This window comes from Lujinxingia vulgaris, from assembly GCF_007997005.1.
Taxonomy (GTDB): domain Bacteria; phylum Myxococcota_A; class Bradymonadia; order Bradymonadales; family Bradymonadaceae; genus Lujinxingia.
The window spans coordinates 1-12,908 of sequence record NZ_VOSL01000140.1; the positions used below are offsets into that span (position 1 = coordinate 1).

Genomic DNA, 12,908 nt, shown 5'->3' on the forward strand with positions numbered 1-12,908 from the left:
AACGAAGGCGCCGAAGGCGGCGGCTGCGCGGTGGCCGGTGGCGCCGGCTCCACCGGCGCGCTGGTGCTGGCCGCGGCGATGAGCCTGATGCTGGTCAGCCGCCGGCGCCGCCTCGCTATGTAAAGCCAGAAAACCTCCAGGGGGATCCGCCTTTCGTGGGGGATCGGCGTACTTTTTTGCGATGATTCGCAAAAAAGTGTGGCACATGGCTGCGCGCTAAGTGCCTGAAAATGCTGTGAAAATGATCAGGCGCATCGCGCTCCCACCTGAACACCTCTACAAAACCTCTTTACTCGCCGCGCCGCTTTGGGCATCGTCGGGGCACGTCGTACACATCGCATGCGCCAACGCGCATCTCTCTCCGCTCAAGAGCATCACTCAAGGGGGCGAAGTCTTCTGCCGTACTCCCTGCCCTGAGGCCGCGTTGCGCGCGCCGCGATGTCTTCGACGTTTGACTCAAACAACCGCCGGCGGCCTTAACACGCCGGCACCGGGAGCGCCGTAGGCCACTGGAAGTTGGTTGTCGTTGGCCCTGAATCCTGGCTCGACTCAGGAGGTAGGGATGCAACATCACATGAAGGGATGGACGATCTGGATCGCGCTTGTCGCCATGATGTCGATGGCCGCGAGCGGGTGCGGGGATACGCCGACCGACGACACGCCAGTGAACAACGCTGGCGAGGATGCGGGGGATGAGGATACGGGCGACGAAGACGCCGGTGATCCGGGGGATACCGAGGATCCCGAAGATGTTGACGAGCCCGACGAGGATCCCGTCTGTGAGCCGAACGTCTGCGGCGCTGACGCGTGCGGGATGGTCGACAACGGCTGTGGCGAGCAGATGGACTGCGGGGAGTGCGAGGAGGTCTGCGAGCCGACGGTGGCGGAGTGCCCGGCCAACAGCTGTGGTCTGATCGATAACGGGTGTGGGGAGTCGATGTTCTGTGGGGAGTGCAACTGTCTGGATGGGGTTCCTGCCGAGGAGACATGTGGTGTTTGCGGCCTGGGAGCGCGGGTTTGTGGTGAAGGGGAAAACGGTCCGGGAACGTGTGATGAGCCCGGCGTGCCTGGTCTTGTCGACGAAAACTGTCAGGCGATCCTTTACGTGAATCCGGCCGGTGCGGAGGGCAGTGGCGCGCCGGATTCGCCCCGGTCAAATCTTCAGTTGGCGCTCAACGACGCTGAGAGCCGTTTTCCTGCGATTGTGGTGGTCGCAGAGACCACCGAAGAGCAGGCGGTCACTGGCCCCATATTAATTCCAAATGGCGTTGTGGTGTTGGGGGGGTACCGCGCAGCGAATTGGCAGCGTCAGCTTGAAGGTCGAACCCATATTATGACCCCGACGATGGCGGGAGATCTAGAAGGGCTTGTCGCCGCCAACATCACCTCCCCCACTGTGGTTGAAAACTTCAACGTTCGTACCGCGAATGCGACCACCCCGGGTGCCTCCACCATTGGCGTAAAGGTGCAAGACAGCTCAGAACTTACCTTGCGACGTGTTGATGCAATACCTGGGCAGCCGGCCGATGGCAGCCACGGGCAGCAGGGCGCGGCGGGCAATCCGGGGGGGCCTGGTGGAGATGGTTTAATATTTAACATCAGTGGAAATTGGACGAGCCATATGCCAAATGAGGGAAATGGAGATGGTTTCGCAAATCCTGAGTGTGTGGGTTTTGCACAAAATGGAAAAATTGGAGGGCGTGGTTACTTGCTGACTTCGCCGACGGCAACACCATTATTACCTACGGCTGGGACACCAAGTGGAGACTCACTTGGAGGGCAACCTGGAACGTCCTACTCACGAGGCGGACGCGCAGGGCAGCCTGGTGCGACCTCCTCTGAGCATGGTTCTATGGGAGAGTCTGGTGAGGTGGGTGGGTATTTTGAAAATGGTCAATGGCGATCCACCGGGAATGGTCTAACCGGGGGCGATGGCGGACACGGCCAGGGTGGTGCCGGAGGAGGGGGGAGTTGGAAAGCCACATCTTCCAACGTCTATACAGGGTCAGCAGGCGGGGGTGGTGGTTCTGCCGGATGCGGAGGAAAAGGTGGCGAGGGTGGTGGCGCCGGGGGAGCGAGTTTTGGTCTTGTGATCTTGAACTCAACTATAGTCATTGACGAAGGTGATTTTGAAGGTAACGGAGGGGCTAATGGTGGCCATGGAGGTGCTGGAGGGTTGGGTGGTGAAGGTGGCGAGGGAGGCTTCGGCACAACAGAGTATTGTGTTGATTATGATGATTGTCATCCATTTCATAATTTTGGTGGGGGACGTGGTGGCAAAGGCGGCAACGGCGCCAATGGTGGTGCCGGCGGCGGCGGAGCTGGGGGGGATTCGTACGGCGCGTATTGTGCCGAGTCGACGCTCACTCTCGAAGGCGGCTTAAGCCTTGAGGCAGGTGCTGGCGGACTTGGAGGCGTCTCCACCGGCTACAGCGGTCCGGCCGGTCGCTCCATGGAAAGCTTCGGCTGCGACCTCTGACGCCTTCTTGAGCGTCTAGAATCCGCGCGCTGTGCGGCGACCCCCGGGCATCCTGTGATGCCCGGGGGTTTTGTGTTTCCGGGGCGTGGCCAGGGGCGATGCTTCAGGGGGAGCGCTGCAAGATGTTGAAAACGCTCAGAGATCGGGTGGTGCGCTTTTGCAACATCGTGATGCGTCATGTCTGAGGGGTGGGTTTGCTGTCCGCCGGGAGGGGTGTGTTTACCTCTGAGGTGGGCCCGATGGTGGGCCGTGAATCGATGCTGAACGCGATGTTCGGATGGAGGAAAACGATGGGTAAATGGACGACGATGATCAGGGCGTGTGCGGGGATTTCAGCCGCGGCGGTGATGGGATTGGCGGCGACGGCCAGCGCTCAGGATGCGGCGACGGAGGAGTCGGATCGGGGCTACCGGGTGTGGACGGTGGCCGAGCTCGGCTTTAACTCGCCGGTCTACCACAAGATCCAGTTCGGGCGGGATGGCACCTACTTCGACTATGTGGAGGAGGGCGGCCAGGATGTGCTCTTCCCCTTCATGCGTCTGAGCGTGGAGGCGAAGTTCGGCGAGCGCCACAACGTGGTGTTTTTGTACCAACCCCTCGATATTCAGACCCAGGTGCTCACCGAGCGTGAGGTGGTGGCCGACGGGGCGGTCTTTGCCGAGGAGACGCCGCTGAACCTGCGCTACGGGTTCTCGTTTTATCGGGCGAGCTACATGTTCGATCTGATCACGTCAGAGCGCACCGAGCTTGGGGTGGGGGCGTCTTTGCAGATTCGCAACGCGACGATCAGCTTTGAGAGCGGCGACGGCACGCTGCGGCGGGTGCGTCGCGATGTGGGGCCGGTGCCGATCTTGAAGGTGCGCGGGCGCCACACCCTGGAGAATGGCGTGTGGTTCGGCGCCGAGATCGACGGCTTTTATGCGCCGGGCCAATGGGTCAATGGCAGCACCGACACCGAGGTGCTGGGCGCCATCCTCGACGCCAGCGTGCGCGCGGGCCTTGAGGTCACGCCGGAGCTCGACGCCTTCTTGAATGTCCGCTACCTGGGCGGCGGCGCCGACGGGACCTCTTCCAATCAGGATGGTCCGAGTGATGGGTATACCAGGAACTGGCTCAACCTGGTGATCGTGAGCCTGGGCTTCAACTACAACCTCATCTGAGCCGGGTTGCCGCCGGGCGGCGGGTGTGCTCCTCTCGGGGTGTAAAAGGTTGAATAGTCGGCAGAGTGCGGCGTCTTAGAGACATCGGCCCCGACGATGGAACACCTGGCATGAGGAGTAAGCGATGAGCGGCGTGCGCACCCGAGCGATGATGATGTTGATGGCCACGGCTGTCGTGATGACGACGGCCTGTGATGACCGCGCGCGGCAGGAGGGCGAAGAGGGCAATGTGCAGTTCTTCTATCTGCCCGCTGATAACAGCACCGAGTTTGACCGCCCGCTGGCCGTGGGCAGCGGGATGTTGCTCTATCTGGAGGGCATCGACGATCGCCAGGTCGACCGGGTGGTGGAGATGAAGGTTGAGCCCGAGGGGATCTTCGAGGTGAGCGTCTCCCGGGAGTATCCGCACGCGGTGGTGCTTTCGGGGCAGAGCGCGGGTACGGCGCGCTTAAGCGTGGAGGTCGAGGGGGGCGGGGAGCGCTTCAGCGACGCGACGACCTTTAAGGTCGCCGATGTGGCGCGCGCCGAGCTTGCGCACATCTGCGGCTCGACGGCCAACGCGGCCTACCTGGTGGGCACGCCGGTGACGCTGGACTTTCGGCGCTACTCCTCCGGCGGGGATATGCTGGTGGGCTCCACGCGCTCCTGCGGGCTGGAGCTGAGCCCCGAAGAGGTCTCGGGGCGTGGGCGTTGTGATGAGGCGGGTTTTCACCTCTCACCCTTCACCCAGCCCGGAGCGGTGCTGGTGGAGTCGATGATTGCGCCCCACTCCGGGTCGCGCTCGGAGCTGGGCGTGCAGGTGATCACCCCGGACGTGCTCGACTTTGATACGGCCGAAGGCCGCCTGCGCGAGGGCCTCACCGATGAGCTGGTGCTGCGCCCCATCACGCGTCCGCCTCACGGCGACATCTGGCCGGTGTGCAACAACCTCTGGATGAACGTCGAGGTGCTCACCCCGGAGACCTGCCTGGGCCCCGATGGCAGCGTGAACTTTGATGTAGAGCCGTCTGACGAGAACACCGTCTCGCTCAAGGGTGAGGCTCCCGGGGTCTGCGAGATCTCGGTGATTTTGCCGCAGCTCAACGACTACGAGTGGATCTTCGACGCGGTGGTCGATCCCCGCTGAGGTCGCATACCCCCGAGGATCGCCGACGATGACGCTCCACCCGCAAGGGTGGGGCGTTTTTCTGTTCAGGGAGGGACGTGCGGTCGCCTGGCACCCGAACGTCGCAAGAAGATCGAACGCCTGGCACCCGAACGTCGCCAGAAAATCGAGTGCCCGCAGAAGATCGAACGCCTGGCACCCGATCGTCTTGCGTCAGCAGAAGATCGAACGCCTGGCACCCGATCGACGTGGGCGGAACAAGAAACGAAAAAGCCCGCGACGCCGGGGTGGCGAGTCGCGAGCTACGAAGGGGGGGCAGATAAAAAAAGGCCCCGCGTGGATGCTCTCAGGTCTTCTCGGCCCGGCCGAGCCGAATCCACGCGGGGGCGGTGGTGTCAAGATACCACTAGCGTCGCGGCCACCAGCCGCTGAGCGTCTCTCTCGTAGACCCCATCAAGGGGTTTGCCTGGAGCGAGAGAAACGACGCCAGACCGTGGGGGCCTGCTAGCAGGACGCCACCTCACCAGCCGTATGGGTACAGTCACTACTCACTGGATCACCTCCTTTTTGCGGCACGTCGAATGCGCGATTTATCTCGATCGCGAACGCCGTTCCCGGGTGCCGGTCCCGGACCCGACGTCGGGGCGAGTTTTACTCACCGGCTCAAGGGGTTAGCTCGAACCCGAGACTCTCTGAGGAGCCTCGCCATCATCGAAGACTATAACGCGCGGAGAGGGGGGTAATCATTCCGGGGGAGTGAAAAAACATGCACCGGGAGCGGAACGTTTCATTAGCGCTTAGGTCGCGGCGTCGCGTTGGGGCGCGCCGGCGCTGGCCGACGTGACGTTCTTGGGGCATGTGTTAAGTGGTTGAAATATTTAGATAACTTGCGATTCCGTTGCCGGCATCTTCCAGATAATGCTCCAGGCGGAGGTCGGGTCGCGCCTCGGCGCGGCGATCGCGGGCGATGCGAAAGAGGGCGCCCAGGCGTCGGCGTATCACGCGTTCATGACCGCCGACGGCGCGCCAGAGGGTGGCGACCTCGGCCTCGCTCAGCGCGCGGGTCTCCCCGAGCGCCAGCGCCCCAAGCTCGAGCTCGCCCATCCGCGCGCGGTGCAGATGTTGAAGACGGAGATCGAGCGCGCGGGCCATGCGCCGCACCAGGTGTTTGCGCCCCTCGTCGACGACCAGGCCGAGCAGGCTGTGATCCTCAGCGCAGCTCACGACGCGCGCGCTCAGCGCGCGGGCCGGGCCGTCGCGGAGCTCAATGCCCTCCAGGGCGCGCGCGATGCGTGGATCGTCGGGGCGCAGAGGGCCGGGGATGCGCAGGATGTACTCTTTTTCGATGTGAAACTTCGGGTGGAGCAAGAGATGGGCGAGGTCGCCGTCGTCGGTCATGAGCATCAGGCCGGTGGTGTCGCGGTCGAGGCGCCCGACCGGGAAGGTGCCTGCCGGCAGCGCGTCGAGGGTGGGGCCCAGGCAGGGGGCACCCGAGGGAGAGGAGGTCGTCGAGACCACGCCTGTGGGCTTGTGGTGCATGAAGTAGCTCGACGGCGCGCGAGGTTGGAGCAGCTCCTGCTCAAAGAAGACGCGATCGTCGGCGTAGATCAGCGTCTCCGGCCAGGGCTGCGGCGACTCCCAGGGGGCGGGGCGCTCAATGCGCACCGCGTCGTGTTTGAGGCGGCGGTGGATTTCTCGGCGGGGCAGCCCGGTGCAGTCCGCAATAAACTTGTCGAGGCGACGGGGGATCATGGGAGCCAGGAGGCGAAAGAGAGGAGCGGAGGATCGCGCAAAGGAAGCTTGTAGGCGGCGCAAGTTAAGCTTTAGCCTGAAGTTCTGGCAACAACCCCTCAAGGCGTTTGCAGCCGGGGAGCCACCTTTCAGCGTGCATTGATGCGCGTATTAAAAAAACAGGTCTCAGGAAATATGTAAAGTTTTGAATCGTTGTGTAAACTGAAAGCCCGGCCCCGAGCCGGCTGAGCACCATCGTATCCGATCGCATGAGAAGGGGCCGAGGATCGCCCCGACCTGCTCAGCCTTCTGCGCCGGCCCCCGTTCGACATCAGGGAAGTGAAAAGGCACCCCGAGGGGTGTCAGGGCCGCAGTGTGTCTGCGGCGCTGGTGGACCGCTCTGCGCGGTCGTAATGACCACGGTGAGGATGAACGACATGACCGAAGAGGAACAGGTCACCTTTCTGGGTGCGCGCTTTGTGGTGCTGGAGCCGCAATGTGGACCGGAGCGCTTGCAGTGGGTGCGTTTTCCCGAGCGCGAGGGGTTATTGGTCGGGATGGAGGATGAGTCCTCGGGGGTGGAAGAGTCGTCGGGGGTGGAGCTGAGCGAGCCGAGCTTTGCGGAGCTCGGATTGCAGGAGAGCACCGGGCCGAACGACGCGACGGCGGTGCGCCTGATCGAGCGCTTTTTTCCCTCGGAGGCGGTGAGTGAGGCCAGCCGCAGGGAGCGATACCAGCGGGGGAAGACACCGCATACGATCTTTACCTGGTGGGCGCGCAGGCCCTTTGCGGCGGTGTGCGGGGTGGTGGCGACCTCGCTGATTCAGGGAGATGTGAAGACCTCGCAAGTTCGCGATTTGATTAATGATTATTGCCGGGAGGCCGGTCGCGGGTTGAGCAAGTTCGGGGTGGAGCAGCTGATGCGCCAGGGGGAGCAGCGGGTGCTTGATATGTTCAGCGGGGGGGCGACAATACCGCTGGAGGCGGCCTACATCGGCACACGGGCCTACTCGGTGGATAACAATGAGCTGGCGCATTTTATCCAGCTAGCGCTCTTGAACTATTCGCAGGTCGGCGAGGATCTTCCCGAACTTGTGGCGCGGGAGGGGCGCGTGCTGCTTGAGGCGTTGCATGAGGAGACGGCGGCGTTTTTTCCGGCGCGGGACGCCGGGGAGGCCGGTCGCACGATCGCCTATGTGTGGAGCCGCAAGGTGGATTGCCCTCAGTGTGGCGGGGAGCTTTCGTTGTCGAAGCGGCCCTGGCTGGTCAAGCGCAAGGGGCGGCTGACCCATGTGGCCCGGCGCGCCGACGGGGCATCAAAACGCTATTTTGTGGCGTTGCGCGACCACGGCGATCCTCCCGAAGAGGGCTCGGCGTGGGTAGGGCGGCGGGTGGTGTGCCCCTTCTGTGAGACGACGCTGGAGCGCGAGGCGCTGGTGGCGGCGCTGGCTGTGAGCGGCCGCGAGGAGCTCAGCGCGATGGTGCGCTCAACCGGGCGCAGCGCCCGGGGGCATAAGGGTTACGCGCGTGGGGAGGGGGCGCTGCCTGAGGAGGCGGTGCTCGACGAGGCGTTGGCCGGAGATCTTGCGGCGTTGGCCGGGGCGCTACCCGGCGCGGAGCTCCCGGTGTGGTCAGGGGTGACCAACCCTTCGCTCTACGGGCTGGCCAGACATGTGGATCTCTTCAGCAAGCGCCAGCTCGCGGTGCTCGTGCGTTTGTGCCGCCTTCTCGGGGAGCATTACGGGCGTTGGGAGTCGTCCCATGGCACCGAGAAGGCGCGGGCGTTGGCGGCGTTTCTCTCGGCGTTGATCGACCAGCTGGTGGATTGGAACAGCCGGTTGGCGACCTGGATTGCGCAGAACGAGCAGGTCGGCCGCGCGCTCAGCGGGCCGGGCATCCCCATGGTCTGGGACTTTTCGGAGATCGACCCCACCGAGGAGTCGCCGGCGAACCTCTGGGATAAGCTCGATCGCATTGTGCGCGGGCTCAAGAGCGTGCCCGACTTCAAACACGCCCCGGTGGTGCTCAAGTCGGACGCGCGGGAGTTGCCCTTTGAGGACGGGTTCTTTGATGTGGTGGCCACCGATCCGCCCTACTTCGACAACATCCATTATAACGTGCTGGCCGACTGCATCTTTGTGTGGAAGCGCCTGGCGCTGAGCAGGATCTTCCCGGAGGTCTTTGAGGAGGCGATCACCGATCAGAGTCGGGAGCTGACGATGAACCGCCATGAGCATGATTCGGCCCAGCTCGCGCAGCGCTATTACACCCGGGGGATGACCCGGGTGCTTCAGGAGGTGCGCCGGGTGTTGAAGCCGGGGGGGGTGCTCTCGATGATCTTTGCGCACAGCGCGGTGGCGGCCTGGGCTGCGATCGCCCAGGCCTTTGATGAGGCTAACCTGGAGCTTGTGGCCGCATGGCCGATGAGTGTGGAGCGCTCGGAGCGGCCGCGGGCGATGCGCTCGCGGGCGGTGAACACGTCCTTTGTGCTGGTGGGAAAGCGCCGCCAGGCTCAGCCGGTGGAGGTGGCCTGGAGCGAGGTGGAGGCCGCGCTCGTGGCGCGCTTGCTTAACGACTACCAGGCGCTCATGGCCGAGGAGGGGATGGTGGTGGATCAGCTCGGGCGCACGCTCTTTGGCGGGGCGGTGGCGATCCTCTCGCGCGCCGGGCAACCCGTAGAGCAGGGCGTTCCCCTGGGGTGGGAGGCTCGCCTGGAGCGCGCGGCGACCATCGTCGAGGGGATTGTGGAGGGCTTTGAGATGAGCCGACGCTAACGAGGTTTTTCAATCCATACGAGCGATGCGTTTGACCCTGGGTCGAGTTAAGTGTTTGATTTTTAATATGAATTAGCCGCTGTTTTTCGCGCCATTGAGGCTGGCTCAGGCCACAAAAAACCTCCGGCTTGCGGGCCGGAGGTTTCAGATCGGGGAGCGTCACACAGGTTTTACGACGTGTGCCAACGCCACCGAACAGCTGTTCTGATTAAAATCAATGGCCGGCGTTGGCCGTGAACAGGTTCACGGCGCCGAAGGAGAGGGGGGAGGCGTTGACGTTGGTCAGGCCCACCTCGCGCATCAGCTGCGCGAAGGCGTCGGCGGTGGGGAAGGCGGCGATGGACTCCTGGAGGTAGCGGTACTCTTTGCTGCCGGAGATCAGCCCCCCGATGCGCGGGACGACGTGGTGGATGTAGAAGCGTGCCGGGCTTGCCAGCAGGCCCTGGCGAGGCTCGCTGAGCTCCAGGATGACGATGCGGCCGCCGGGGCGCGCGACGCGGTTCATCTCCTGGAGGGCCTTGCGGCGGTCGGGGACGTTGCGGATGCCAAAGGAGATGGCCACGCCGTCGAAGCTGTCGTCTTCAAAGGGGAGATCCTGGGCGTCGCCGAGCACAAGCTCCACGCGGCCCTCGAGGTTGGCTTTGGAGACTTTGACGCGGCCATTGGCCAGCATCTCGGCGCTGGGGTCGAGGCCGACCACATCGAGATCGCGGTGGCGTTTGGCGCTGGCGATCGCCAGGTCGGCGGTGCCGGTGGCCAGGTCTAAGAAACGCGCGCCTTCGGGGAGCTGCAGGGCCTTGACGGCCTTGTTGCGCCAGTAGCCGTCCTGGCCGAGCGAGATGATGCGGTTGAGCAGGTCGTAGCGCTCGGCGATGGCGTCGAAGAAGCGGCCGTCGCCCCCGTCGATCTTCTTGATGGCGGCGTCGTCAGTCGAGATGGGTTCGGTGGTAGACACAATTACTCCTCAATCGCATGGGCGGACCAGGGGATGCGGGCTTTGAGCTCGGGGGCGCGGCTTCGTGCCAGGGGCACACCGGTGGATTCGTCGCCCAGGAGCAGACGGTACGTCCCGGCTCCGGTGGGGGCAATAACCGAGATGGCGCTCAGGCGCACGATGAAGCTTCGGTGCGAGCGAAAAAAGTGGTCTGCGGGCAGGTTTTCTTCCAGAAACTTCAGGCTGAAATCGGTCAGGTAGCCGCCTTTTTCGGTGTGTACGGTGGCGAAACCCTCGTCGGCTTCGATCCAGACGATGTCGTCCACAGGGATAACCCGGTAGCTGCCGTGTTCTTCCACCGAGATGCGGGTCAGCGGGGAGGTTGCGGGGGCGGGGGCCGTCTCGTGAGCCTCACTGGCCTCGGAGGTCGGGGCCGCAACCCCTTGATGTTGGCGGCGCTCGGCGCGTTCGATGGCGTGTTGCAAGCGCGAGAGGCGCACCGGTTTGAGCAGGTAATCGGCGGCGTCGAGGGCAAAGGCGTCGACGGCGTGGGCGTCGTAGGCGGTGACGAAGATGAGGATGGGGGCCTCGTCGCCCAGCCTGTCGCGCCAGAGCTGGGCCAGGCGCACGCCGTTTAAGCCGGGCATGTCGATGTCGAGGAAGACCACGTCGACCGGGGGGCCGCTCTCCAGGCGCTCCAACGCGGCTTTTGCGCTCTCAGCCTGGTCGGCGGCGGAGATCTGCGGGCATTGCTCCAGCAGCCAGAGCAGCTCTTCGCGGGCGGGGAGCTCGTCGTCGATGACCAGGGCGCGCATAGGCAAACGTCGGGGAAGAAGGCGGTTTGGGCGCTTAAGGCTCCACGACCTCGCGCAGCTTCTTTCGGACGTGGTCGCCCAGGCGAGTGCGGGGAGGGGGGGAGGCGTGGCGCGGGATGGTGATGGTGGCGACGGTGCCTTCGGCGTCGTCGCGGCGTTGCAGGCTAAGGGAAGCCTGTCCGTTATAAAAGCGTGAGAGGCGCTCGACGACATTGGTCAGTCCGACGCCGCGGCGGGAGGCGCGTGTGTGCTCAGCCGGAGCGGGGCGCCAGGGTGTGGCCGGTGGCGAGGGGCCGTCGTCGAGGACGCGGATGTGCAGGTGGGCGGGGGCGGCCTCAAGCTCCACGCGCACGTTGACGCGGCCCTGGCGGGCGGCGTGGCGGAAGGCGTTTTCGACCAGGGGCTGCACGATCAGCGGCGGCACGCGCACCTCATCGAGCACCTCCGGCGCCTCCCCCTCATCGATCTCAAAATGCAGGCCCTCGCCGAAGCGCGCGCGCTCCAGATCGACGTAGCGCCGAAGTTGCACGAGCTCCTCATTGAGGGTGGTCTGATCGGCGTCGTTGGCCAGGGTGTAGCGCAGGAACTCGGCCAGATCGAGGGTCAGCTCGCGGGCGCGCGGCGCGTCGGTGCGAATCAGGTAGGAGAGGGTGTTGAGCAGGTTGAACAAAAAATGCGGCTTGAGCTGGTACTGCAGGGCCTCCAGGCGCGCGTCGCGGGCGATGGCGCGGGAGGTGGTGGCGTCGCGGCGCGCGTGCTCCAGCTCGCGCACCACGCTGAGCATGCCCATAAAGAGCAGGATGCCCACGGCGTTGGCGGCGATCTTGGCGCTGTGCAGCGGGATGCGCTCGACGTGAAAGGTGGCCGTGGCGGTGTCGACCCAGCCTAAGATGGCACCCAGCCCGGCGTGGTGGATGGCCTGAATGGCGATGGCGCCCAGGGCCACCGAGGCCATCGCCGTGCCGAAGCGGCGGCTCCAGAGGCCGGCCAGCGCGCCCTCGAGCAGGCTTGCGGCAAAGACCAGCCCGAAGAAGTGGGAGGGGACCTCCATCGCATAAAAGACCCCGGCGGCCGCGCCCACCGCCAGCCCCACCCACACGCCACCCAGGTATCCGGCGAGTATGACGCCGACCGAGCGGATGTTGAACTGCATCCCGTCGATCTCAAAGCCCAGAAAGCTCCCCCAGATCGCAAGCCCGCTGAGCAGCAGCACCAGCAACAGGCGCCGACGCACAGACGCCTCGGCGCCGCGCTGGCTGAGCCAGACCTCCGCCGGGCGAAGCAGCATCAGCGAGAGGGCCAGGGCGACGAGCACCGAGACCTTCTCAAGCAGGTTTAAGACCAGGTGCAGCGCTTCCATAACAACGTCTGGGGGGTCGCGGCCGGAGGGCGAAAATCGAGGCAAGAAACACGAGAGGCAACGCCCCACCTAAGGGGGTTGCCTCTCGCGGTTGGCATCCACCACTGTGCCGGTCTTGAGACAAGATTTAGAAACCCTGGTAATCACCAGGTGGGGGCAGTAGGTAACACTCCTTGAACGTCCTCGCCGACTCAATTGCCGAGAGGCATGCTCGCGTCATGTCAGTGACCGCTCCCGTGTCTCTGCTTACGGGGTTTCAATAGAATCGCGTCTCGCACGAACACGGCAGAGTGCCAAGTTGGGGAACTCAAGCCACCGCCAATGTTAGGTGCCGGTGGGGAGTGGGGCAAGCGGAGAGTGTGAATCGATCGCTTCGTTACATGCTCGCCACCGAGTTCTCGGGGGTAGAACGGTAAGAGCGTGGGGGTATTCCAGAAAGGCGGGTGGTTAGGTGGTTGTGTGGTTGTGTGGTTGTGGGGCGCCGGGGGTTTGCGATGCTGGTCGATTCGTGAGGGCGGCCGGGGGTTCGCGTGTTGTGGTTAGGTGGTTG

The 12,908-nt window shown here is 64.3% G+C and carries 9 protein-coding genes; 5 read left to right on the top strand and 4 right to left on the bottom strand.

All coding sequences use genetic code 11. The features are described from left to right. From FRC96_RS22780 to FRC96_RS18895, 4 genes are all read left to right on the top strand, one after another. Positions 1-123: MYXO-CTERM sorting domain-containing protein (locus FRC96_RS22780; protein WP_349632755.1), on the top strand; the 123-nt coding region annotated here is incomplete at its 5' end. 439 nt (positions 124-562) lie between these two features. After that, positions 563-2,479: a hypothetical protein gene (locus FRC96_RS18885; RefSeq protein ID WP_146976832.1), complete on the top strand. Its 1,917-nt coding sequence runs from the start codon at positions 563-565 to the stop codon at positions 2,477-2,479. Between the two features lie 290 nt (positions 2,480-2,769). Then, positions 2,770-3,639: a hypothetical protein gene (locus FRC96_RS18890; RefSeq protein ID WP_230470452.1), complete on the top strand. Its 870-nt coding sequence runs from the start codon at positions 2,770-2,772 to the stop codon at positions 3,637-3,639. Between the two features lie 124 nt (positions 3,640-3,763). Then, positions 3,764-4,765 (top strand): hypothetical protein, encoded by a 1,002-nt coding sequence (locus FRC96_RS18895; protein WP_146976834.1) that lies wholly within the window; start codon positions 3,764-3,766, stop codon positions 4,763-4,765. Positions 4,766-5,605: 840 nt separating this feature from the next. On the opposite strand, the gene FRC96_RS18900 is transcribed toward FRC96_RS18895, so the two are convergent. Beyond that, positions 5,606-6,496 carry a pseudouridine synthase gene (locus FRC96_RS18900; protein ID WP_146976836.1) on the bottom strand — a complete coding sequence of 297 codons (891 nt, stop codon included), beginning with the start codon at positions 6,494-6,496 and terminating at the stop codon, positions 5,606-5,608. 416 nt (positions 6,497-6,912) lie between these two features. Between FRC96_RS18900 and FRC96_RS18905 the strand changes: the two genes are divergently transcribed. Then, positions 6,913-9,249 (top strand): DUF1156 domain-containing protein, encoded by a 2,337-nt coding sequence (locus tag FRC96_RS18905; protein WP_230470453.1) that lies wholly within the window; start codon positions 6,913-6,915, stop codon positions 9,247-9,249. A gap of 214 nt (positions 9,250-9,463) precedes the next feature. On the opposite strand, the gene ubiE is transcribed toward FRC96_RS18905, so the two are convergent. From ubiE to FRC96_RS18920, 3 genes are read right to left on the bottom strand one after another with little or no spacing between them, the layout of a single operon-like run. Continuing rightward, positions 9,464-10,204 (bottom strand): bifunctional demethylmenaquinone methyltransferase/2-methoxy-6-polyprenyl-1,4-benzoquinol methylase UbiE, encoded by a 741-nt coding sequence (gene ubiE / locus FRC96_RS18910; protein ID WP_230470454.1) that lies wholly within the window; start codon positions 10,202-10,204, stop codon positions 9,464-9,466. A gap of 2 nt (positions 10,205-10,206) precedes the next feature. Further along, on the bottom strand, positions 10,207-10,998 hold the full coding sequence (locus FRC96_RS18915) for a LytR/AlgR family response regulator transcription factor (RefSeq protein ID WP_230470455.1): 792 nt from the start codon (positions 10,996-10,998) through the stop codon (positions 10,207-10,209). Positions 10,999-11,032: 34 nt separating this feature from the next. Next, the gene (locus tag FRC96_RS18920; RefSeq protein ID WP_146976841.1) at positions 11,033-12,358 is read right to left on the bottom strand and encodes a sensor histidine kinase; all 1,326 of its coding nucleotides are present in this window, start codon (positions 12,356-12,358) and stop codon (positions 11,033-11,035) included. Between the last annotated feature and the right edge of the window lie 550 nt (positions 12,359-12,908).

Coding starts and splice junctions, on each gene's coding strand:
- FRC96_RS18900 (WP_146976836.1), bottom strand. CDS start 6,496: ATGATCCCCCGTCGCCTCGACAAGTTTATTGCGGACTGCACCGGGCTG.
- FRC96_RS18885 (WP_146976832.1), top strand. CDS start 563: ATGCAACATCACATGAAGGGATGGACGATCTGGATCGCGCTTGTCGCC.
- FRC96_RS18890 (WP_230470452.1), top strand. CDS start 2,770: ATGGGTAAATGGACGACGATGATCAGGGCGTGTGCGGGGATTTCAGCC.
- FRC96_RS18895 (WP_146976834.1), top strand. CDS start 3,764: ATGAGCGGCGTGCGCACCCGAGCGATGATGATGTTGATGGCCACGGCT.
- FRC96_RS18905 (WP_230470453.1), top strand. CDS start 6,913: ATGACCGAAGAGGAACAGGTCACCTTTCTGGGTGCGCGCTTTGTGGTG.
- FRC96_RS18920 (WP_146976841.1), bottom strand. CDS start 12,358: ATGGAAGCGCTGCACCTGGTCTTAAACCTGCTTGAGAAGGTCTCGGTG.
- FRC96_RS18915 (WP_230470455.1), bottom strand. CDS start 10,998: ATGCGCGCCCTGGTCATCGACGACGAGCTCCCCGCCCGCGAAGAGCTG.